The sequence below is a fragment of the Amycolatopsis sp. NPDC051106 genome (genome assembly GCF_040682775.1).
Taxonomy (GTDB): Bacteria; Actinomycetota; Actinomycetes; order Mycobacteriales; family Pseudonocardiaceae; genus Amycolatopsis.
Genome location: NZ_JBFBBQ010000004.1, coordinates 99,433 through 120,183 on the forward strand (window position 1 = coordinate 99,433; position 20,751 = coordinate 120,183).

Genomic DNA, 20,751 nt, shown 5'->3' on the forward strand with positions numbered 1-20,751 from the left:
ACTCTTTCCCGCCGAGGGCGCATCGGCTCAGTGCACGCCCTTCATCAGCTTGCGGATGAAGGGGATGCCGAGGAACAGCAGCACGCCGACACCGATGGCGACCCCGCCGACCGTGCTGAAGTACGGCGTCTCGTCGTCGACCGAGTAGTACTCGGCGAGCTTGCCGGACATCGCGGTGCCGAACGAGATCGACAGGAAGTTCAGCGCGACCATCTGCGTCCGGAACGCCTCCGGCGCGAGCTTCGTCGACAGCGACAGCCCGACCGGGGAGAGGCACAGCTCGGCGATGGTGAAGACGAACAGGATGCCGACCATCGCGAGCATCGGGCTCGCGTTCTTGCCGCTGCCCACCATCGGCAGGAACAGCAGGAACGCCGCGCCCATCAGCACCGTGCCGAGGACGAACTTCATCGGCGTCGACGGCTGGCGTTCGCCGAGCTTCGTCCACAGCGCCGCCAGCACCGGGGCGAACACGATGATGAACACCGGGTTGATCGAGTTGACCCAGGACACCGGCAGCTCCCAGCCGAACAGGTTCCGGTTCAGCCGCTGGTCGGTGTAGGCCGCGACGACCGTGAACTGCTGCTGGTAGAGCGAGAAGAACACCGCGCTGGCGATGAACATCGGGATGAACGAGAACACCCGGCTGCGCTCGTCGCCGGTGATCTTGCGGCTGGTCAGGATGACGAGGAAGTAGATCACCGAGATCACGCCGACCACCACGACGACGACGTCGGCCAGGTTGCCCGGGTTGACGACGCCGGTCAGCACCAGCACCACGATCGCGGCGACCAGCAGCAGGGCGGCGCCGATCGCCAGCGCGCGCTGCGACGACGGCAGCGGGTTCGGGATCTCCCGGGCCTTCTCGCCGAGGTTCTTGCGGCCGAACGTGTACTGGATCAGGCCGAGCGCCATGCCGATCGCGGCGAGGCCGAAGCCGAGGTGGAAACCGACCTCCGTCTGCGCGAGCCCGGTCAGCAGCGGCCCGACGAACCCGCCGAGGTTGACGCCCATGTAGAAGATCGTGAAGCCGGCGTCGCGCCGCTCGTCGCCTTCGGCGTAGAGGGTGCCGACGATCGCCGTGGCGTTGGACTTCAGCCCGCCACTGCCGACCGCGACGCACACGAGACCGATGCCGATCCCGGTCAGGCCCGGCAGCAGCGCCAGGCTGACGTGGCCGATCATGATCAGCACGGCGCTGTAGAACAGCGTGCGTTCCGAGCCGAGCAGCCGGTCGGCGACCCAGGCGCCGATCACGGCCGAGAGGTACACCAGGCCGCCGTACGCGCCGACGATGCCGAGCGCGGACTCCTGCGCCAGGCCCAGCCCGCCCTGCTCGACCCGGTAGTAGAGGTAGATCGGCAGGATGCCGAGCATCCCGTAGTAGGAGAAGCGCTCCCACATCTCCACGCCGAAGAGGTTCGCCAGCCCTCGTGGGTGCCCGAAGAACCTCGTGTCCTGCTGGACCTCGGTTGAGGTGCTCACAACTGTCGTCTTCCTTCGTCTCGGACTTCGTTGTCGCTTGGCATGCTATGAGCACATCCGGTGACCTACCACCGACACCCCTTGTGACGGCAGTCATGACGATCCGTGACAAAGAGGGACTAAAGTGACACCGAGGTGCGCCGGGAAGCCTGGTCGGCAACAGTGATCAGCGACCCCAGGAGCCGCCCGTGTCCCGCCCCCTGACCGAGTTCGCGCGCTACCTGCGCACCGAAACCACCGGCGGGCTCATCCTGCTCGGCGCGACCGCGATCGCCCTGCTCTGGGCCAACTCCCCGCTGCGCGACAGCTACCACGCGCTGCGCGACTTCCGGCTCGGCCCGGAGTTCCTGCACCTGAACCTGACGATCGGCGACTGGGCGAAGGACGGCCTGCTCGCCCTGTTCTTCTTCGTCGCCGGGCTCGAACTCAAGCGCGAGCTCGTCATCGGCGAGCTGTCCCGGTTCAAGCAGGCGATCCTGCCGGTCGTCGCCGCCGTCGGCGGCATGGTCGTCCCCGCGGTCGTCGCGCTGGGCGTCGGCTGGGGGACGCCGGGAATCGACCGCGCGTGGGCGATCCCGGTGGCGACGGACATCGCGTTCGCGCTCGGCGTGCTGGCGCTGACCGCGTCGAACCTGCCCTCGAGCGCACGGGTGTTCCTGCTGTCGCTGGCCGTCGTCGACGACCTCGGGGCGATCATCGTCATCGCCGTGGTGTTCGCGACCGGCTTCGACCTGGTCGCGGTGGCCGTCGCCGTCGTCGCTCTCGCGCTGTACGCGTTCCTGCAGCACCGCCGCGTCCGGACGCCGTGGCTGTACGTGCCGCTCGCGCTGATCACCTGGGTCGCGGTGCATTCGGCGGGTGTCCACGCGACGATCGCCGGCGTCGCGCTCGGCCTGCTCACCCGCGTCCGCGCCGACGAAGGTGAGGCGGAAGCTCCCGCGCTGCGCCTCGAGCACCGGCTCCAGCCCTGGTCGGCGGCCGTGGCCGTGCCGGTGTTCGCGCTGTTCGCGGCCGGGATCTCGGTCAGCGGCGACTCGCTGGGCAAGGTGTTCACGACGGCGTTGCCCCTCGCGGTGCTCGCCGGGCTGCTCGGCGGCAAGGTCGTCGGGATCTTCGGGGCGAGCTTCCTGGCGGTCAAGCTGAAGCTCGCCGAGAAGCCGCGCGGGATGGGCTGGCGGGACATGGGCGCGCTGTCGGTGCTCGGCGGGGTGGGGTTCACCGTCAGCCTGCTGATCGCCGACCTGGCACTGCCGCCGGAGGCGAGCGAACTGGCCAAGGCGGCGGTGCTGATCGCCTCGGCGGTGGCGTCGCTGCTCGCAGCCGCGCTGCTTCTCCGGCGAAGCCGAGTACACGCCCAAGCGGAGTGATCTCGCGACACTCGGCTACGCCGCCGCGCCTGGTTTCGGGACACATGGCACGATGACCCGGTGAGCAGCCCCAAGCACGAACGCACCGGCCCCGACGGCGTGGGGGCCGTGCCTTACCTCCCGCTGTCCTCCGACACCGACGTCCCCGGCGACCAGTCGCTCGGCAGGCTCGTCGGCGACGCGACCCAGCACATCTCGACCCTGGTCCGGGCCGAGATGGAGCTCGCGAAGTCCGAGCTGGTCGGCGAGGTGAAGAAGGGCCTCAAGGGGGCCGTCTACTTCCTGATCGCGCTGACCGTCCTCCTGTACAGCTCGTTCTTCTTCTTTTTCTTCCTGGCCGAAGGGTTCGCGGACTGGTTCCGCTCCCTCCACCGCTGGGGCGCGTTCGGCATCGTGTTCGCCGTGATGCTGCTCGTCGCGGGCGGGGCCGGGTTCCTCGGCTACCGCAAGGTGAAGAAGTTCAAGGCACCCGAGCGGACGATCGCCAGCGTCAAGGAGACCGCCGCCGCGCTGAAGCCGCAGAAGGCGCCCGACGCCGACCTGACCACCACGCGCGACTGAGGCGGTGCCCGCGTCCCCCGACCCGTCGAGCGTCCGGCTCGACGGCCCGTGGGCTCATCGCGACGTGTCCGCGAACGGCATCCGGCTGCACGTCGCCGAGCTGGGTGAGGGGCCCGTCGTGGTGCTGCTGCACGGGTTCGCCGAGTTCTGGTGGACCTGGCACCACCAGCTGTGCGCGCTGGCCGACGCGGGATTCCGCGCGGTCGCCGTCGACCTGCGCGGCTACGGCGACTCGGACAAGCCGCCGCGCGGCTACGACGCGTGGACGCTCGCCGGAGACGTCGGCGGCCTGATCAAGTCGCTCGGGGCGCGCCGGGCGCACCTCGTCGGCCACGCGTGGGGCGGCATGCTCGCCTGGACGGTCGCGTCCCTGCACCCCCGGCTCGTGTCGTCGGTGACGGCGATCGGCGCGGCCCACCCGCTCGCGCTGCGGTCCGGGGCCGCCCGCCCGTGGCGCGGCCAGGGACGGGCGACCGGGCACCTCTTCCGGTTCCAGGTGCCGATGGCGCCGGAGAAGTGGCTCCTGAAGGACGACGCCCAAGCCGTCGCGGATCTCTTCGGCGGCTGGGCCGGCAGCCGGTGGCGGTCCACTTCGGACTTCTCCGACAGCGTCGAGGAGTTCCGGCACGCCATGCTGGTGCCCGGCGTCGCGCACAGCGCGCTCGAGTACTACCGCTGGGCGTTCCGCGCGCAGTTCCGCGGCGAAGGCCGCCGGTTCACCGACGCCGTCGGCGGCCGGATCACCGCCCCGACGCTGCAGCTGCACGGCGCCGACGACACCTGCATCCTCCCCGAGACGGCGACGTCGTCCGTGCGCTGGGCGGGCCCGCACGCCGAGCCGGAGCTCTGGCCCGGCGTCGGGCACTTCCCCCACCTCGAGGCGCCCGACCGCACTTCGGCCGCCCTGGTGGACTTCCTCAAGTGAGGTCGATGGCGTTCTTCGCCCGCTCGGTGGACTCCTCCGCCGGACCGCCGGTCGGGTTCTCCGTGGCCAGCGCCTGGTTGAGCTCGACGAAGGGCCGCATCCGGCTCTCGTAAGCGGCGAAAGCGGCTTCGTGCTCCGCGCGGCCCAGCTCCTGAGCGAGGACGTACGCGCCGACGAGCGCGAGGCTCGTTCCCTGGCCGGACAACGCGGACGCGCAGTAGCCGGCGTCCCCGACGAGCACCACGCGGCCGGCCGACCAGCGGTCCAGGTGGATCTGGGCCATCGCGTCGAAGTAGAAGACGTCCGCGTCCGCCATCGCCTCCAGCAGCTTCGGCACCTCCCAGCCGACGCCGCCGAGCCGCTCGGCGATCAGCCGCTTCTGCTCCGGGACGGCCATCCGCGGCAGGGGCTCCGAACCGAAGCCGAGCGTCACGCGCAGCTCGGTGTTGTCCCGGACCGGGTAGATCGCGCCGCCGGTCTCCTCGTGCCGGAACCAGACCTGCCAGTCTTCGAGGCCCAGGAAGTTGGGTGCCGGGAAGATCGCCAGGTACTGGCCGAGGTGGCGGACGAACCGCTCCTCCGGCCCGAAGGCCAGCCGCCGCAACGCCGAGTGCAGGCCGTCCGCGCCCACGACCAGATCGAACGTCCGGAAGCCGCCGTGCTCGAAGTCGACGCGCACGCCGTGCGCTTCCTCGGTCAGCGCCGTCACCGAGTCGCCGAAGACGTACTCGACGTCGGTCGCCTCGTGCAGGATCGCGACGACGTCGTCGCGCAGGATCTCGAAGTCGTCGCTGTCGAGCCGGCCGCTGCTGTAGGTGAACTCCTCGGACCGGAACAGCTCCTGCCCGGCACCATCCACCATCGACATCCCGCGCATCCGGGTGCGCAGCGCGCGCATCCGCTCGCCCAGGCCCATCCGGTCGACGACGTCGAGCGCGGCTCCGCGCACGTCGATCGCCTGGCCGCCGAGGCGCGGGCCCGGCGCGCGCTCCACCACCGTGACGGCGAAGCCCTGGCGTGCCAGGAACCAGGCGAGGGTCCCGCCGGCGACGCCGGCCCCCGAGATCAGGACGTTCCGCATTGTTGCCTCCAGAGTCGTACACTTCCTGCGACCAACCTGGAGTTGCGCCAGCTAAAAGCCAAAATCTGTGCTAGTACAGCTGGGTATCTGTACTAGCACAGGAGGCAGCCGTGAAGTACCTGGCCATCGCCGAAGAACTGCGGGGCCGGATCACGCGCGGCGAACTCTCGCCGGGCGCGCGAGTGCCTTCCACCCGGCGGCTCGCGACCGATCACGGCGTCGCGATGGCGACCGCGGCGAAGGCGCTGGCCCTGCTGAACCAGGAAGGGCTGGTCCACGCGGAACCGCGGTCCGGCACGGTCGTCAGCGGCCGGGAACGCCGGGGCACCCAGCGGGGGCTGACCCGCGAGCGGATCGTGCGGACGGCCATCGCCATCGCCGACACCGAGGGGCTCGGCGCGCTGTCCATGCGCGGAGTCGCCGCTCGTCTCCGCGTCGCGGCGATGGCGCCGTACCGGTACGTGCGGGGCAAGGACGAACTGGTCCTGCTCATGGCCGAGGCCGCGTTCGGCGAACGCGGCTACCCGGCGAAGCCCGCCGGCGACTGGCGTGCCCGGCTGACGCTCGGCGGCCGCACGCTCTGGTCGCTCTTCCGGCGCCACCCGTGGCTGGCCCAGCTCGGGCCGATCACGCGGCCGCTACCGCTGCGCGCCCTCGCGATGCACGGCGAGTGGGCACTGTCCGCGCTGGCCGAGCTCGACGTCGACGCGGCGACGCTGTGCGACCTGCACGTCCTCTTCTTCAGCCACGTCCAGGGGATGGCGGTCCACCTGGAGCGCGAGCAGAGCGCGCTGGCGGCGTCCGGGCTGACCGAAGACGACTGGATGGACCACCAGGGCCCGGCCGTGGCGGCGATGGCGGCCGGGCACCCGACGTTCACCAAGATGCTCGCCGAGCTGGCCGAGACCGGCTACGACCTCGTCCTGGACGACATCTTCGAGTCGGGCATGCGGGCCCTGCTGGACGGCCTCGCGCTGCGCTACGGGCGTTAGGCGGCGCAGGAGCCGGTGGACACGTTCGTCGTCTGCGACGGCGCCGCGTCGACCTCCGCCCGCACCTGCTCGGCCGTGAGCGTGAAGCCCGTCTCCGGGTCCTCGACCGCCGCGCCGAAGACGACGCCGATGACCTGGCCGTCCGGGGTCACCATCGGGCCGCCCGAGTTGCCGCTGCGGATCTCCGCGCGGACCGTGAAGACGTCCCGCTGCACGGTGTTGGCGTCGTAGATGTCCGGGCCGCGCAGGTTGATCCGGCCGCGCACGCGCGCCGGCGTCGCCCGGTACGGGCCGTCCAGCGGGTAGCCGAGCACGATCGCGCTGTCGCTCGCCCGCGCGGTCTCGGCCGCGAACTGCAGGGCCGGGGCCCGCAGCCGGGGCACGGCGAGCACCGCGATGTCGACCTCCGGGTTGAAGTAGACGACGCGCGCCGGGTAGTCGCCCTGCGTCGTCTCGATGCCGACGGTGTCGGTGCCGGCCACGACGTGCGCGTTCGTCATCACCCGCTGGGGCGCGATCACGAACCCGCTGCCTTCCAGGGACCGCGAGCACGAGCTGGCGCTGCCGCGGATCTTGACGACGCTGCCGTGCAGCTGCTGGACGGTTCCGCTGCTCTGCAGCGCCGGGTCCGGCGGCGAGGTGTCGGCCGTCGGGGCCTTCTGGAAGGGGTCGACGATGGACGGGAAGCCGGACGCGTCGAGCAGCTTGCGCAGCTGGTTCGGGAAGCCCTGCGCGGCTTCCGGCATGGCGTCGTTGACCTTGCCGAGCACCACCGAGCCGTTGATCCCCTTGGCCAGCCAGGGCACGGCGGACACGGTCGTCAGCGGCGTCGCGATCAGCCACGCCACGACGAAGACGACGAGGGCCTGCACGACCGCGCCGAGCGTCTTGTCGACGCCGGACAGCTTGTCCGGGTTGATCTTCTGGCGCAGCCGGCGCCCCACGTAGACCCCGAGCGCCTCGCCGAAGGCGACCAGGAACACCACGGTCGCGACCGCGAAGGCGACCTTCCACACGGGGTCGTCGAAGAAGGAGACGACGACCGGCGCGAGCTTGATCCCGGCGAGCGCGCCGAGCACGACGCCGACCAGCGACGGCAACGCGACGATCACGCCCTGGTATGCGCCGGACACCGCCGCCAGCACGGCCAGCAGCAACACCAGCACATCGACCCAGTTCACCGCTTCACTCCCCGCTTTGCAGTCGCGCCTGGAACGCGGCCAGCGCTTCGTCGAGGTCCCGGACGTCGCCGGTGTCCCATTCGCGCTCCCAGCCTCCCAGGCCGAGCAGGACGGACAGCAACCCGGCCGTGAACCCCCAGACGAACAGGCCGCCGACCTCGAACGCCGGGCCCTTCCAGGGCATGCCGGCCTTCTTGACCATGAACCGGTTGGCCGGGTCGACCAGGTCGGCGATGGGGACGCGGGCGACGGACGCCGTCTCGCCCGGGTCCACCGCGTGCACCGGCGACGGCTCGGCCCAGTGCGCCAGCACCGGCGTCACCGCGAACTTCGACACCGGCACGAACAGCTCCGGCAGCACCGCGACCGGGCGGACGCCGGAGGGGACCACCCCGGTCTCCTCCTCGGCCTCGCGCAGCGCGGTGCCGACCGGGCCGTCGTCGCCGTCCTCGGCGCCGCCGCCGGGGAACGCGACCTGCCCGGCGTGCGAGCCCAGCGTGTCGGCCCGCCGTTGCAGCAGGACGTCGGGCTCGCCGTCGGCCTCACGCTCGCCGAAGAGGATGAGCACGGCCGCAGGCCGCGTGTAGGCGTCCTCGGGTGGGCTGAACCGCGTGAACGTCTTCGAATCGACTTCGGCACTCACCTTGACCAGCGGCCGGAGCCACTCGGGCACCGACTCCGGCTCGACCAGTGGTCCGATCACGATGCTCCCTCGACTGCCGCGCGCACCTGGTCAGTGTTCCCGAAGGTGCGTGGATTCGCGATGAACCGCACCTCGCCCGCGGCGGTGACCAGATAGGACGCCGGCAGCGACGACGGCACCTTCAACGCCGCCCGGACGGGCCCGCTCGACCCGTCGCCGTCGAACACCGACGGTAGGTGCACGCCCAGCTTGGCCAGCAGGTTCAAGCCGTCCTTCGCCGGGCTCTGGACCTGGACGCCGAGCACGCGCACGGCACCCGGCTGCTTCGCGTACTCCTGGAGCACGGGCAGCTCGGTCCGGCACGGCTCGCACCACGACGCCCACACGTTGACCAGCACCGGAGCACCGGCGAGAGCCTTGCCGACGTCGACGCTCGAGCCGTCGCCGAGACAGTCGGCCCGGACGCCGTCGAGCTGTTTCACCGGCTGCGCGGGACCGGCCGCGGGGCACGGCTGGAGCGCCGCCGCGGACCGGGCCGGGGCCAGAGCTGCGCCGTCATCGGACGGCTTCGCGGCGCTGTCCCCACCTCCGCGAGGCAGCAGCGCGACGATGAGCGCCACCGCCAGCACGGCGGCGGCCAACGCCCATTTGGTGACGGTCGTCACCGGGGTGCCGCGAGCGCCAGGATGTGGTCCTTTTCGACGCCTTTGACCAGCTTCGCGGCTTCTTCGAACCCGGTCGGGCCGGTGCCGTAGGAGGGACAGTCCCTGGCCAGCGGGCAGGCACCGCAGGCGGGCTTCTTGGCGTGGCAGACGCGCCGGCCGTGGAAGATCACGCGGTGCGAGAGCATCGTCCACTCCTTGCGGGGGATCAGCTCGCCGACCGCGTGCTCGACCTTGACCGGGTCCTCCTCCGCCGTCCAGCCCCAGCGCCGGACCAGCCGGCCGAAGTGGGTGTCGACGGTGATGCCCGGGACGTCGAAGGCGTTGCCGAGCACGACGTTGGCGGTCTTGCGGCCGACGCCGGGCAGCGTGACGAGGTCGTCGAGCTTGGCGGGGACCTCGCCGCCGAACCGCTCGACGAGCGCCGCGCCGAGGCCCATCACGGAGTTCGCCTTGGCGCGGTAGAAGCCGGTGCTGCGGAGGTATTCCTCCAGCTCGGTGCGGTCGGCACCCGCGTAGTCGGCGGCGGTCCGGTAGCGCTTGAACAGCGCGGGCGTGACGAGGTTCACCCGGACGTCGGTGGTCTGCGCGGACAGGACGACCGCGACGAGGAGTTCCAGCGGAGTGGTGAAGTCGAGCTCGCAGTGGGCGTCCGGATACACGTCGTCGAGGCAACGCTTCATCCGCCTGGCGCGTCTCACCAGAGCTAACCGGCTTTCACCAGCGCCCTCACGGGGGGCGTTCGTGGTGGCAGGTGGCACCCCGATAGCCTACGGGCGCCGTCGGACGAGCCGGTCAGTGCACCGGTGGACGACCGACACGCCAGAGCACCACCTCGGCGCAGTTTCCCGGCCGCCATGAGCGAGGATCTGGAGTAGATGCTTCCCACTGAAACTTTTGGGGTCCGGTCATGACTGTCTGGTTCGTCATCCTGGTCCCCCTGGTGATCATGTTCTTCGCGCTCTTCATGGAGCGCGTGGAAAGCAGGCTCAAGCACGTCGCGGTGCAGGAGAACGAGGTCGAAGAGTTCCTCGAGCAGGCGCAGCCCAACGAGGTCAGGGCGCTCTACGGGCACGGCATCGGCCGCGCGCTGGAGCTGTTCCGGCTGCGTAGGCTGGGCGGACGGGCAGCCAGGCTACGCGCGCGACGCGTGCGGAGTTAGGCTCCACGTTCGAACGAGATCATCTGGCCGGCGCGCGCGTCCGACAGGCGATCTCGCTCGTACGCCCTAGACTGACGCGCAAGTGATTGGCGTCACGCTCTGCGACCGACGCCGAGCGTGAACGTTTCTCGACGAGGAGGCACCCGAGGTGGATGAAACCCTGGCCCGTGCGGGCATTTTCCAGGGTGTGGAGCCGGCAGCGGCGGAGGCGCTGGCCCAGACCTTGGAATCCGTGGAGTTCCCCCGCGGCCATGTCATCTTCAACGAGGGTGAACCCGGCGACAAGCTGTACATCATCCAGTCCGGCAAGGTGAAGATCGGCCGCAAGTCCCCGGACGGCCGCGAGAACCTGCTGGGCATCTTCGGCCCGTCCGACATGTTCGGCGAGCTGTCCATCTTCGACCCCGGACCCCGGACGTCGAGCGCGACCACCGTCACCGAGGTCCGCGCGGTCACCATGGACCGCCCGGCGCTGCGGCAGTGGATCTCGACCCGCCCGGAGATCGCCGAGCAGCTGCTGCGCGTGGTCGCGCGCCGCCTGCGCCGGACGAACAACATGGTCGCGGAGCTGATCTTCACCGACGTCCCCGGCCGCGTGGCGCGGGCGCTGCTGCAGCTCGCCCAGCGGTTCGGCAGCCAGGAGGCGGGCCTGCTGCGGGTCACGCACGACCTGACTCAGGAAGAGATCGCCCAGTACGTCGGCGCTTCGCGCGAGACCGTCAACAAGGCGCTCGCCGACTTCGCGCACCGCGGCTGGCTGCGGCTCGAGGGCAAGAGCGTGCTGATCCTGGACCCGGAGCGGCTCGCCCGCCGGGCTCGCTGAGTCTTCTCACGTCGAAGGCCCCCTCACCCTGGGTGAGGGGGCCTTCGACGTTCGTTGCCCAAAACAAAGAGCCGGGCGCCACCCCCGACGTGGCGCACCGGCTCTTCGTTTGTCGCGCGGACCATCCCCCGACGATCCGCGCTCCCCGCCCTCCGGGTCAGGCCCCGACCCATACGCCGGAGGGAGCTGGGTTCTCTGCTGTTGTTCAACCATCACGGCCCATACCCACGAATTCAAGGCCATTCACTCTCAAGGACGCCGTGCCGGCGGTTTTGTTGCACGAGCCCACGGAGAATATCTTGAGTGTTACCTGATCGAGACCTCACGTGCCAACCTCCCATCTCCCGGTGACGCACCTGACCGCAAAATAACTGGTACTCACGTACCACTCTGCGGCATACTGGTACGCGTGTCCCACTCTGAAGGTCGTACGTCTCTGGCCGACTACCGCAGCGCGCTGACGACCCGCGCGGCCCGGCGGCCTGCCTTCGCGTCCGTGCTCGCCCGCCTGCCGATCGCCATGATCGGCATCTCGGCGCTGCTCTACGTCCAGCGCGAGACGGGTTCCTTCGCCGCCGCCGGGCTGGTCTCGGCCGGTTCACTCGTCGGGGTGTCGGTGGGCGCGGTGATCCAGGGCCGGCTGATCGACCGGTTCGGCCCGACGCGGCCGCTGCTCGTCGTCGCGCTGCTCCTGGCGCTGTCGATGACCGCGCTGGTGACCGCGATCGAGTCGCACGCGTCCACGGCCGTGCTCGTGGCGTTCGGTTTTCTGACCGGCCTGTCGGAACCGATGGTCGGCTCGGCGTCCCGCGCGCTGTGGGCCCGCTTGCTGCCTCCGGGGGGCGCGCGCAACGCGGCGTTCTCGTACGAGGCGATCAGCATGGAGGTGTTCTTCATCCTCGGTCCCGGCGTGGCCGGGCTGCTGGTGCTGGCGCCGTGGGCGGGCACGGGCCTGGTGCTGGGTGTCGCGCTGCAGTTCACCGGCGCGGTGCTGTTCGCGTTGAGCCCGGCGGTGCGGGCTTGGCGGGCCGCTCCGGGTTCCGGCGGTTCGCTGCTGGGCGCGTTGACGAGCCCGGGCATGCGGACGCTGGCGCTGGCCGCGCTCGGCTTCGGCGTGGTGATCGGGTTCGTCGAGGTCGCGGTCCCGGCGTCGGCGACCGAGGCCGGCTCTCCGTCGTTCGGCGGGCTGCTGCTTTCGGCGTGGTCCCTGAGCTCGGTGGCGTTCGGTGTGGCGTACAGCCTGCGCCCGTGGCCGCGCCGCATGGGCCTGCGGTTGCCGGCGCTGCTCGGCGCCTTCGGGGCGCTGGTGGCGCTGCTCGCGTGGCCGTCGTCGCTGTGGGGCCTGGCGTTGATGATGCTGCTGGCGGGCGCGTTGATCACCCCGCAGTCGACGGCGCACTCGTCGGCGATCGAGCTGGTGGCACCTTCCGGGACCGCCGCGGAGGCGTTCGGCTGGGTGCTGACGGCGGTGACGCTGGGGCTCGCCGCGGGTCAGTCGATCAGCGGGTACGTGGTCGAGCACGTCGGCCCGAGCGCGGCGTTCTTGGCGGCGAGTGTGGCCGGGTTGGTGCTCGCGGTGGTCGTGTGGCTGCTGCGGGGGACGGTTCGGGAGCCGCAGCCTGTTTCGGCGGAGGCAGAGCTGGTCGGCGCGGGCCGGTAGGTCTGCCGCGGCCGGTGCCCGCGGTTTTTGTCGGTGGTCGCCGCTAGCTTGCGAGGCATGGACGTCACCGCGCCTGCCCACCGCCTTTCGGCGGCCGTCTCCGCTGCTTCACGGCTGCTGCCCGCCCGCGCCGGCCTGCGGTTGCGGGCGGACGCGGCCGGGCTGACGGTCGCGGGGAGCGACCCGGATCTCGCCGTCCGGTTCGACTGCCCGGCGACCACCCACACCGACGGCGCGGTCGCCGTCCCCGCGGCGCCCCTCGCCGAGACGCTGAAGATGCTCGACACCGACCTGGTGCGCCTGGTCGTCGAGGGCAGCCGGCTGGCCCTGCGGCTCGACAACGCCCGCTTCGCACTCCCCCTGCTTTCGGCGGAAGCCGGCCTGCCGGCGCCCGAGCCACCGCAGGTGTCCGAAGTGGACGGTGCGGCGTTCGCGTCGGCGCTGCGGATCGTCGCGGGAACGGCGTCCAGGGACGACCCGCTGCCGCTGTTCACCGGCGTCCGCGTCCAGGCAGCCGACCGCCTGACGCTGACGGCGTCCGACCGCTACCGGATGGCGGTGGCCCGGCTGCCGCTGCGCACGCCGGGCTCGCTGGACGTACTGGTCCCGGCGACCCTGCTGACCGAGGCGGCTCGCCAGGCAAAGGGCGTGGTGGGCCTGCACGCGGGCCCGGGCCGGTTCGGCCTGAGCTGGCCGGGCGGCCTGGTCGGCACGGCGGTCCTCGACGCCGGGTTCCTGTCGGAGGACTCGATCCCGTCGGCCGCGGTCGACACGACGGTGACCCTGAACGCGGACGCACTGGCCGCCGCGGTCCGCCGCGTCGGGGTGTACGCCGAAGACAGGCGCGTGTTGACCCTGGAGGTCGGCGACGCGCAGGTCCGCCTGGCGAGCGCACGCCAGGACACGGGCGAAGCAGAGGAGACATTGAAGGCGGACGTCAGCGGCGGCCGGACCTCCCCGTCGTTCCAGGCGAGGTACCTGCTGGACGCACTGCAGGCGTTCACCGGTTCGCGGATCACCCTGGCGATCCAGCCGGGGATGCGGGCGTGCATCCTGCGGGCCGCGGAGCCCGGGGAGGTGGAGCTGACGTACTACCTGATGCCGATGCTCAGCCGATGACCTCGTTCAGGTCCTTGAGCGCGACTTCCGAGGCAGGTCCGTGGGTGAACTGGCTGACGGTCAGCGCGGCACTCCCGAAGCGCTGTTCGTAGGCGTACCGGAGGTTCGGCGCCGAGCGGCCGAGCATCCACTCGACTGTCGAGGTGCTGGTCCGCAGGAAGTCGATGGGCAGGCGGCCGAACACGTACAGCTCCGCGCGACGGTCACCGCGCTTGAGGACCAGACCGGCCAGGTCGGCGACGAGCAAGCGTTTGCGCATCGTGTCGGCGCCCTTCCACCGGGCCGTTTTGAACTCGGCCACCCGGCGGTCGGTCTCGAGGTCGAACGGGCGGTCCGGGTCGTTCCCCGAAGCCAGCGATGGGCGCCGGACGATGCACTCGCCTGGTTCGAGGATCTTCGGCAGTGCCCGGACGATCGTCGCCGCGTGGATGAGGTCGTTGACGCGGCCAGCGTGCTGCCGAACCAGCAGCGCGGCCTGAAGCAGCTCGTGGGTCATGCCGCCGTTCAAGCCATCGACATTCCCGAGCTGGGCTCCCTCCAGCCGCTGTTCCATGCGGCGGATGCGAGTGGTCAAGTCTTCGACTGTCAGAAAATCGACGAGGGACGCGAAGGCTGCCCCCGATGCGGTATCCGAGGACCAATGCTGAGCATCGGATTCTTGTGGGAGCGGACTGGTCGGGAACCCGAGCCGGCGGAGATGCCGGATCGCAGTGTGCGAAATGAACTCGGTGCGCGACACCCCCAGAGCGCGCTCGAAGATCTGCCTCACCGGCCACCGCTCGTCCCCGATCGCGACCCAGTGCGTGCGAATCGGCTCCGGCCCGCCTCGCGCCGCCGCGCTCAGCACCTGTGCGCGGCTCAGCCGGTGCTGCTCGCCGTTCGTTACGAAGTCGATCGCGCGCTCGTCGTCCACAGGCGGTGAGTCGCCGGCCGGCGTGATCCTGCTACACCGGCGCCACGGTGCCGAAGCGTTTCAGCGTGCGGATCATCGGGGCCGTCTCCACCTGCTGGACTCCCGCCAACCCGCCCAGGTCGTCGGCCAAATACGAGTACAGCGCCGCGTCGTCGCGGCAGCCCACGTTCGCCACCAGGTTCGCCGGGCCTGTTGTCGCCGCCGCGAAGGCCACCTGGGGGTGTGTTGCCAACGCTCGGCCCGTCGACTCCAACGCCGAGGGTGCCACCGTCAGCCAGAGCGTTGCCGTCAAGGGGTAGCCCAGCAGGGCCGCGTCCACCTCCACGTCGAAGTACAGCGCTCCCGATGCGCACAGCACCGAAAGGCGCCGGCGGACCGTCGACTCCGAGCGGCCCGAGGCCGCCGCCAATGTCGACATGTCGGCTCGACCGTCGTTGGCCAAGGCCGTGAAGAGACCCGAATCGCCGGGCTCCGGACGGTAGGGAGCCCCGGAAGGAGAACGGCGCAACGCAGAAACCTGCGAAGCCGACAGAGCGCTGGACCGGCCGGACCAGCCGGCCGGGCCGCCCGCGAACCGGCGCAACATCCGGTACGCCGTCATCGACACCACTCGCGGGGTCCGCGGCAGCTGCCCCAGCAACAACCCGTCCGTCTCCTCCCGCAGCGGCGCCCGGACGAAGCACGCGATCTCCGTGCCACCCGACATCAGGCTCACCCACTGGGTGTCCGGCCGCCGGGCCAGGCCGGCCGCGATCGCCGCCGCCGCGTCCGGGACACACCGCAGGCGCACCAGCCAATGAGCCTGGCCCAGGGGCGCTGCCTCCGGGACGCCCACCACCCGCAGCACCCCGGATGACCGCAGCTTCCGGTACCTGCGCGCCACCGTCTGGTCCGAGACCCCCAGCACCGACGCGATCGTGCTGAACGACGCCCGCCCGTCCAGCTGCAGCGCGTGCGCCAGGCGGCGGTCGAGGTCGTCGAGCAGGCCGGATTCCACCAGGGAAGCCTAGGCAGTGTCGGATTCCGGGCACAATCCGCGGGCGGGCGGAAGAAAACGAAGAGCAGTTCCACGCTGAAGGCATGAACATCGACCACACCGTCTTCCTGACCAGGAACCACGCCGAAACCTGGCGGCGCTACGAGCAGCTCGGCTTCACGCTCAGCCCGCCGTCGCGGCACTTCGCGGCCGCCAGCGACCACACCGAACCGATTCCGAGCTGCACCGCGAACCGGTGCGCCTACTTCGGCGACTCGTTCCTCGAGCTCATCGGCATCGTCGACGAAGCCGCCGGCGACCCCTGGCGCGTGCTGCCGATCCTGGACGCCCGCGGCGACGGCCTCCACGGCTGCTCCTTCGGCGTCGAAGACTCCGAAGAGGCGTCGACGCGGCTCAGCGAAGCCGGCCTTTCGACGTCCGGGGCATTGAAGCTGCAACGCGACGTCGAGCTGCCCGAAGGCACCCGCACCGCGCGCTTCCGCAGCGTCCACATCAGCCGCGACCGGACGCCCGAGGGCATCCTCCACACCGCCGAGCACCTCACCCCGGAGTACGTCCACCAGCCGCGCTACCTCGGCCACCCCAACGGCGCCCGCGGCGTGGCCGGGATCGTCCTGGTCGTCCCCGACGGCGAAATCGGGGCCTACAGAGATCGCTACGACCTGATCACCAACGGCCAGCGACTTGTCGACATCGTCGGCGTCGGCGACCTCGACACCGTCCTGCCGGGTGAGACCCCGAAAACGCTGCCGTACTTCGCGGCCCACGGCGTCGTGGTTGCGGATCTGACGAAAGCGCGGAAGCTGATCGAGGAGCACGTCCCGGCCACGACCCACCGGAACGGCTTCTTCGTCCGCGCCGAAGACGCCGGAGGCGCCGCTGTGTACTTCGAGGAGGCACGATGATCGTCGAAACCACCACCGGCCGGATCCGCGGAGAAGCAGGCGCTTTCCGGGGAATCCCTTACGCCACGGCGAAACGCTTCGAAGCGCCCGTCCCGCCGAGGCCGTGGACCGGGGTCCGGGACGCGCTGGAACCCGGGCCCGCCGCGCCGCAACCGCCGTCACGGCTGGAGCACGCCCTCGGGCCGATGCCCCTGCCGCAGAGCGAGGACTGCCTGTCGCTCAACGTCTTCACGCCGTCAACCACCGGGAGCCGCCCGGTGCTGGTGTGGATCCACGGCGGCGGGTTCTCCAGCGGCTCGGGCGGGCAGGTCTGGTACACCGGCACCCGCCTGGCCCGCGAAGCCGACGCCGTCGTCGTGACGCTCAACTACCGCCTCGGCGCGCTCGGCTTCCTGAGCACACCAGGAATTCCGCCCAACCTCGGCATCGCCGACCAGCTGGCGGCGCTGGAGTGGGTTCGCGACAACATCGCCGCGTTCGGCGGGAACCCCGCCGACGTCACCCTCGGCGGACAGTCGGCCGGCGCGCAGTCGACGCTCACCCTGTGGTCGGCACCCCGCGCCCGAGGTCTCGTCAAGCGGATCGCTCTGCAAAGCGCCCCTCTCGGCCTCCGACCGTCCACAGGGGACGAAGCCGCCGAGAACAGCCGGCTGCTGCGGGAAGAACTCGGCGAAGACCTCCGCACGGCACCAGTGGACAAGCTGCTCCGCGCCCAGCTGGCCGTCGCGGCCAAGACCGCGAAGCCCGGCTCACTGGAAGTGCCGTTCCAGCTGGTCGCCGACGGAGATCTCGTCGCGGACGACCTCCTCGAAGCGGCGCCGGAAGGCCCGGCACTCATCAGCTGGACGCGCGACGAGCTACGCGCCTTCGCGCCCGACGCGCCCCAGGAAACGGTCGACGCCGCGAACGACCGCTACTTCGCCGGCGACATCCCGCGCCTCGCGAAGAAACTCGACGCCTTCGTCTACCGCTTCGACTGGCAAGCGCCGGGCAACCCGTTCAGGGCGTGCCACTGCATCGACATCCCGTTCCTCTTCGGCACCCACGACGTCTGGGACGCGCCGATGCTCGAAGGCGCGCCGAAGGGCCTCGAAGCGGAAGCCGGCCTGCGCGAAGTCTGGGCCGCCTTCCAGCACGGAAAGCGGCCCAGCCCGGCGTGGGAAGGGATCAGGCCGATGCGGCCTTGACCGCGGCCTCGACCTCGGCGAAGGAGGGGTTGACCATGGCGGTCGACCCGACGATCACGGTCGGGACCGTCTCGTTCCCGTTCGCGACCTCGCGCACGCGCGCGGCCGCGGACGGGTCCTCCCAGATGTTGATCTTCCGGATGTTGAAGCCGCTCTTCGACATCGGTCGGTCGAGCGCGGCGCAGAACCCGCAGCCCGGCCGCCAGTAGAACTCGACCTCGACGTTGCTCATCCCTGTTCCTCCGACCGCAAGTAGTCCAGCTGCGCCTGCACGCTCAGTTCGGCGGGCGCCCACAACGCCCGGTCGACGTCGGCGTACACGACCTCGACGACCTGGCGCGGGGTGGCGTCGGCACCGAGCGTCTGCAAGGCGGAACGCACCTGGTCGAGCCGCTGTTCCCGATGGGCAAGGTACTCGCGCGCGGTCGCGGGCAGATCGGGGAGCTCCGGACCGTGCCCCGGCAGCCCGAGGGTGCCCGCCGGGAGCTCGATCAGCTTCCGCAGCGAACGCAGGTAGTCGCCGAGGTCGTGCAGCACCGTGGTGCCGCGCCCGAGGATGGTGTCGCCGGTCAGCACCTGGCCGTCGAGCACCAGCGACACCGAGTCGTCGGTGTGCCCCGGGGTGTGCAGCACGCGGATCGCGAGACCACCGGCCGAGATGACGTCACCGTCCGCGAAGGACGACGCGTTGACACACAGCGAAGCGTCGAAGGCCCGCACCGGCGCGCCGACGCGTTCGGCGAACCACGGCGCGCCCTCGGCGTGGTCGGGGTGGAAGTGCGTGAGGAGCACCAGTTCCACCGAGCCGACCCCGGCCAGCAATTCGAGGTGTTCGAGGTCGCGGTAGCCCGGATCGACGACCACGGCCGGACTCGACGGCGTCGCCCGCAGCACCCAGCTGTTGGTGCCTTCGAGCGTCATCGACGACGGGTTGTTCTCCAGCAGCACCGAAGCGGTCTCGGACACGCGGCGCAGCACGCCGTACGCGGGGGCGCTCATCGCTTCTCCAGCACGACGCGGACGTGGTCGTTCTCCCGGATCAGCGTCGGGGCGATCCGGACGATCTCGCGCGGCGCGGCCAGCACGTCGTCGGCCGTGGCGAACTCCGCCAGCTCGCTCAGCGTCAGCCAGGTCGGCGGCATCAGCATCCGGCGGCCTTCGCGCGCGTCGGCGATGGCGTCCTCGGGGCGTTGCCAGCCGGAGCTCGACGCCTCCGACGTCGCGCCGTCCGCCTCCTGGCCTTCGGGCAGCTTCGCGACGTAGAACCGGGTGTCGTAGCGGCGCGGCTCCTGCTCGGGCGTGATCCAGTGCGCCCACGGCCGGAGCAGATCGGCCCGCAGCGTCAGACCGGCGCCGGCGAGGAACCCGGCGAGCGAGACTTCGCGCGTCTCCAGGGCCTGGCGGGCGGCCGCGTACGACGTGACGTCGGTGAGCACCGCGTCCGCGCCGCCGGCGAGCAGCACACCGGACTCCTCGAACGTCTCGCGCACGGCCGCGCAGGTCAACGCCCGCGCCAGGGCGTCGTCACAGCCGAACCGGGCAGCCCACCACGACGGTTCCGGGCCGGCCCACGCGACCGACGCGTCGGCGTCGCGCTGGTCGACCCCGCCGCCCGGGAACACGGTCATCCCGCCCGCGAACGGCATGCCCTTGACCCGGTGCTGCAGGAACACTTCGACGCCGTCGGCGCCGTCCCGGACCAGGATCACGGTGGCCGCGTCCTTGGGGACGGCGGGCGGCCCGCCGGCGTTGGCGCGGGTCGCTACCCCGGCGCCGACGGGGATGTCGAAGACGAACTCCTTGGGCTGATCCACCCGGGCAACATACCTCCGGACCCCGGCGTCCCGTCGCGCAGTTGTGGCATCCCGGACACGGCGAAGGCGGCACTTTCACGGGAAAGTGCCGCCTTCGAACCGGACGAACCTAGGGGGCGGTCCAGCCGCGCTGGTCGCCGCCGGAACGGGAAGCGCCGTTGAGCCGCATCTTCGCCGCCTCGGCCCGCTCGCGCTCGGCCAGCTCCGCGTGCAGCTCACGCAGCAGCGCCCGGTCGCGTTCGCTCAAGCTCGGGTCGTCCAGGTCCAGCGCGGGCAGCTCGACGACCTCGTGCATCGACGGCTTGCCCGCGGCGATCTCGCGGCCCTTCTCCGGGTCTTCGGCCAGCGCCTGCCGCAGCTGCGCGACCTCCGCCGGGGTCAGGTCGGCGGTGCGCTCGGCCCGCGTCTCGGACCGCTCGGAAGACCGCTCCGCGCGCGACTGGCGCGGCGGCTCCGGGGCGGGCGGCGGCGACACGATCGGCACCACCGGGGCGACGGGCTCCGGCGGGGTCGTCGTGGCGGTGCTCGACCGGATGCTGTGCCGGCTGCCCGAAGACTCCGCGACCGGTTCCGGCGCCACCACGGCCGGCGCCTTGACCGGCTCGGGCCGGTACACCGACGCGGACGACGTCGTGGTCCCGGTCACCCAGGCCGGCGACGCGGCCGCCGAAGCGGCCTGGTGGTACTCGGAGTGCGCGACACCGGGACCGCTGACCTCGACGACGGAGTGGATCCCGGCCCGGCGCAGCGCCGTGTCGACGCGGAACGCGACGGCCGGCGGGTTGCCGTCCGGCCCCAGCTCCACGAGCACCACGCGCTGCGGCAGCGCGCCTGGCACGCTGCCGGCCGGTGTGTTGCGCCACACCGCGTGCACCGAACGGACGTCCGGCAGCACCTGCAGCGTCCGGTCGAGCGCCTCGGCGATGCCGAACTCCGGGGAGTTCTCGCCGCTGAACCGGTGGTTGCTGACCGGCTCGGCCTCGTCGACCAGCAGGTCGTTCGCCAGCGTGGCGTCCGACCGGCTCATCTCGAGCACCAGCGCCAGCTCCCGCTGCTCGGCGGAGCTGACCGGGATCCGGCCCGCGATGAGCGTGCCGGTGGTCAGCTCGACCGCCTCGTCGATGTGCGCCCGGGCGATCAGCTCACGTGCTTCGGTGAGTGCGCTGTCGTCGATCCGGCCCGCCAGGGCCAGTAACAGGTTGTGCAGGCGCAGGGGCACCGAGAACCCGTCCATGGGCGGGCCGTCGTGGACCTCCACCATTGCCTTGCTCCCT

Annotated in this window: 22 protein-coding genes; 10 read left to right on the forward strand and 12 right to left on the reverse strand. The window is 71.3% G+C overall.

Annotated elements, in window-relative coordinates:
• Positions 1–27: 27 nt before the first annotated feature.
• Positions 28–1,485, reverse strand: a complete 1,458-nt coding sequence (locus tag AB0M83_RS04935; RefSeq protein ID WP_364512590.1) for a peptide MFS transporter — start codon at positions 1,483–1,485, stop codon at positions 28–30.
• 188 nt (positions 1,486–1,673) lie between these two features.
• Here AB0M83_RS04935 and nhaA point away from each other — a divergent pair, with 188 nt between their 5' ends.
• From nhaA to AB0M83_RS04950, 3 genes are read left to right on the forward strand one after another with little or no spacing between them, the layout of a single operon-like run.
• Positions 1,674–2,852, forward strand: coding sequence for a Na+/H+ antiporter NhaA (gene nhaA, locus AB0M83_RS04940; RefSeq protein WP_364512593.1), 1,179 nt, complete (start codon positions 1,674–1,676; stop codon positions 2,850–2,852).
• A gap of 60 nt (positions 2,853–2,912) precedes the next feature.
• Positions 2,913–3,413: a phage holin family protein gene (locus tag AB0M83_RS04945; protein WP_364512596.1), complete on the forward strand. Its 501-nt coding sequence runs from the start codon at positions 2,913–2,915 to the stop codon at positions 3,411–3,413.
• Positions 3,414–3,417: 4 nt separating this feature from the next.
• The gene (locus AB0M83_RS04950) at positions 3,418–4,338 is read left to right on the forward strand and encodes an alpha/beta hydrolase (protein ID WP_364512599.1); all 921 of its coding nucleotides are present in this window, start codon (positions 3,418–3,420) and stop codon (positions 4,336–4,338) included.
• On the opposite strand, the gene AB0M83_RS04955 is transcribed toward AB0M83_RS04950, so the two are convergent.
• The gene (locus AB0M83_RS04955) at positions 4,331–5,419 is read right to left on the reverse strand and encodes an FAD-dependent monooxygenase (protein ID WP_364512602.1); all 1,089 of its coding nucleotides are present in this window, start codon (positions 5,417–5,419) and stop codon (positions 4,331–4,333) included. The two genes, AB0M83_RS04950 and AB0M83_RS04955, sit on opposite strands and share 8 nt — an antisense overlap.
• Positions 5,420–5,529: 110 nt before the next feature.
• Here AB0M83_RS04955 and AB0M83_RS04960 point away from each other — a divergent pair, with 110 nt between their 5' ends.
• Positions 5,530–6,411, forward strand: a complete 882-nt coding sequence (locus tag AB0M83_RS04960; RefSeq protein ID WP_364512605.1) for a GntR family transcriptional regulator — start codon at positions 5,530–5,532, stop codon at positions 6,409–6,411.
• On the opposite strand, the gene AB0M83_RS04965 is transcribed toward AB0M83_RS04960, so the two are convergent.
• Genes AB0M83_RS04965 through nth form a run of 4 tightly spaced genes read right to left on the reverse strand, consistent with a single transcriptional unit; the run spans position 6,408 to position 9,580 of the window.
• Positions 6,408–7,592 (reverse strand): MarP family serine protease, encoded by a 1,185-nt coding sequence (locus tag AB0M83_RS04965; RefSeq protein ID WP_364512608.1) that lies wholly within the window; start codon positions 7,590–7,592, stop codon positions 6,408–6,410. The genes AB0M83_RS04960 and AB0M83_RS04965 overlap by 4 nt on opposite strands.
• Positions 7,593–7,596: 4 nt before the next feature.
• Positions 7,597–8,295: a CoA pyrophosphatase gene (locus AB0M83_RS04970; protein ID WP_364512611.1), complete on the reverse strand. Its 699-nt coding sequence runs from the start codon at positions 8,293–8,295 to the stop codon at positions 7,597–7,599.
• Positions 8,292–8,900, reverse strand: coding sequence for a TlpA disulfide reductase family protein (locus tag AB0M83_RS04975; RefSeq protein ID WP_364512614.1), 609 nt, complete (start codon positions 8,898–8,900; stop codon positions 8,292–8,294). Before AB0M83_RS04975 ends, AB0M83_RS04970 begins: the two co-directional genes overlap by 4 nt.
• Complete coding sequence (nth, locus tag AB0M83_RS04980; protein ID WP_364512968.1) at positions 8,897–9,580, reverse strand: endonuclease III; 684 nt, start codon at positions 9,578–9,580, stop codon at positions 8,897–8,899. The genes AB0M83_RS04975 and nth overlap by 4 nt, the downstream gene beginning before the upstream one ends.
• 227 nt (positions 9,581–9,807) lie before the next feature.
• Here nth and AB0M83_RS04985 point away from each other — a divergent pair, with 227 nt between their 5' ends.
• The 4 genes from AB0M83_RS04985 (at position 9,808) to AB0M83_RS05000 (ending at position 13,661) form a co-directional block, all read left to right on the forward strand.
• Complete coding sequence (locus AB0M83_RS04985; protein WP_013230551.1) at positions 9,808–10,059, forward strand: hypothetical protein; 252 nt, start codon at positions 9,808–9,810, stop codon at positions 10,057–10,059.
• Between the two features lie 148 nt (positions 10,060–10,207).
• Positions 10,208–10,882, forward strand: a complete 675-nt coding sequence (locus AB0M83_RS04990) for a Crp/Fnr family transcriptional regulator (RefSeq protein WP_003081747.1) — start codon at positions 10,208–10,210, stop codon at positions 10,880–10,882.
• Positions 10,883–11,279: 397 nt separating this feature from the next.
• Positions 11,280–12,542 carry an MFS transporter gene (locus tag AB0M83_RS04995; protein WP_364512971.1) on the forward strand — a complete coding sequence of 421 codons (1,263 nt, stop codon included), beginning with the start codon at positions 11,280–11,282 and terminating at the stop codon, positions 12,540–12,542.
• A 57-nt stretch (positions 12,543–12,599) separates the two neighbouring features.
• Positions 12,600–13,661, forward strand: a complete 1,062-nt coding sequence (locus tag AB0M83_RS05000; RefSeq protein ID WP_364512617.1) for a DNA polymerase III subunit beta — start codon at positions 12,600–12,602, stop codon at positions 13,659–13,661.
• Here the strand turns inward: AB0M83_RS05000 and AB0M83_RS05005 are convergent.
• Both AB0M83_RS05005 and AB0M83_RS05010 read right to left on the reverse strand, forming a co-directional pair.
• Positions 13,651–14,574, reverse strand: a complete 924-nt coding sequence (locus AB0M83_RS05005; protein ID WP_364512620.1) for a hypothetical protein — start codon at positions 14,572–14,574, stop codon at positions 13,651–13,653. The genes AB0M83_RS05000 and AB0M83_RS05005 overlap by 11 nt on opposite strands.
• Positions 14,575–14,605: 31 nt before the next feature.
• Positions 14,606–15,571, reverse strand: coding sequence for an Lrp/AsnC family transcriptional regulator (locus tag AB0M83_RS05010; protein ID WP_364512622.1), 966 nt, complete (start codon positions 15,569–15,571; stop codon positions 14,606–14,608).
• Positions 15,572–15,654: 83 nt separating this feature from the next.
• Between AB0M83_RS05010 and AB0M83_RS05015 the strand changes: the two genes are divergently transcribed.
• Both AB0M83_RS05015 and AB0M83_RS05020 read left to right on the forward strand, forming a co-directional pair.
• Positions 15,655–16,476 carry a VOC family protein gene (locus AB0M83_RS05015; RefSeq protein ID WP_364512625.1) on the forward strand — a complete coding sequence of 274 codons (822 nt, stop codon included), beginning with the start codon at positions 15,655–15,657 and terminating at the stop codon, positions 16,474–16,476.
• Positions 16,473–17,663 carry a carboxylesterase family protein gene (locus tag AB0M83_RS05020; protein ID WP_364512628.1) on the forward strand — a complete coding sequence of 397 codons (1,191 nt, stop codon included), beginning with the start codon at positions 16,473–16,475 and terminating at the stop codon, positions 17,661–17,663. The genes AB0M83_RS05015 and AB0M83_RS05020 overlap by 4 nt, the downstream gene beginning before the upstream one ends.
• Here the strand turns inward: AB0M83_RS05020 and AB0M83_RS05025 are convergent.
• From AB0M83_RS05025 to AB0M83_RS05040, 4 genes are all read right to left on the reverse strand, one after another.
• Positions 17,644–17,895 carry a glutaredoxin domain-containing protein gene (locus tag AB0M83_RS05025; RefSeq protein ID WP_364512631.1) on the reverse strand — a complete coding sequence of 84 codons (252 nt, stop codon included), beginning with the start codon at positions 17,893–17,895 and terminating at the stop codon, positions 17,644–17,646. The genes AB0M83_RS05020 and AB0M83_RS05025 overlap by 20 nt on opposite strands.
• On the reverse strand, positions 17,892–18,662 hold the full coding sequence (locus AB0M83_RS05030; protein WP_364512634.1) for an MBL fold metallo-hydrolase: 771 nt from the start codon (positions 18,660–18,662) through the stop codon (positions 17,892–17,894). Before AB0M83_RS05030 ends, AB0M83_RS05025 begins: the two co-directional genes overlap by 4 nt.
• A complete protein-coding gene (locus tag AB0M83_RS05035; protein WP_364512637.1) occupies positions 18,659–19,477 on the reverse strand; it encodes an NUDIX hydrolase in 819 nt (272 codons plus the stop codon). The genes AB0M83_RS05030 and AB0M83_RS05035 overlap by 4 nt, the downstream gene beginning before the upstream one ends.
• Before the next feature lie 109 nt (positions 19,478–19,586).
• Positions 19,587–20,738 carry a hypothetical protein gene (locus AB0M83_RS05040; RefSeq protein WP_364512640.1) on the reverse strand — a complete coding sequence of 384 codons (1,152 nt, stop codon included), beginning with the start codon at positions 20,736–20,738 and terminating at the stop codon, positions 19,587–19,589.
• Positions 20,739–20,751 lie beyond the last annotated feature (13 nt).